The organism is Thermococcus sp. Bubb.Bath (assembly GCF_012027595.1).
Classification (GTDB): Archaea; Methanobacteriota_B; Thermococci; order Thermococcales; family Thermococcaceae; genus Thermococcus.
Map to the genome: position 1 here is coordinate 1 of NZ_SNUR01000015.1, position 622 is coordinate 622.

The following is a 622-nucleotide window of genomic DNA, read 5'->3' on the forward strand; positions in this document are numbered from 1 at the left end:
CCTGTCCTTCGCTGTTTCTCCCACCCATAACACCGAGGAGAACCGCACCCTTCCCCCTGGCGTGGGCTTTGAACTTGGCAACGAGCAAATCGTTCTCCTGAGATGTAGCGCCCTGTTTCTCTATGAATATTGCCTTCCCCGTCCCTTCAAGGCGAACCTCGAGGTTTGCCGAGAGCAGACCCTGCAGAACCTCATATGATGCGGTAAAGACACCGACGTTCTTCGGAATGAGCTTAACTGCTTCGACGATGTAGTCAACCATCCGCTTATAGACTTCCATCGAGCGCTCCTCACCACGTGTTGAAACATCCTTTGCAACCAAAACCTGAGCGTTTTCGCGCTTCACCATGCGTGGGAACTTCTTCAGCTTGGCGTTTTCGATGCCCATAACGTCGCGGAAGGCCTCTAGAGGTGTTAATGTTCCAGACATGAATATCGCTGACTGGACGTTCTTTACGAAGCTCAGCGCCTTTGAAGGATCCAAAGCCACGAGCTCAAGGCTGAGGCCTTTGTCCCTGCTCATTAGAAAGTGGTAATCTTCCCTGCCTATGAGCGAGAGCCAGAAGAGGAGGAACTCCCCAACGCGGCCGATGTAGGAGCGCGGCGGCTTGCCCTTCTCTAT

General features: G+C 53.4%; 1 protein-coding gene. It reads right to left on the reverse strand.

Translation table 11 applies throughout. The features are described 5' to 3' along the window. Positions 1–622, reverse strand: a 622-nt coding sequence (locus tag E3E29_RS11295) for a helicase C-terminal domain-containing protein (protein WP_277346707.1), incomplete at both ends; no start/stop codon positions are given.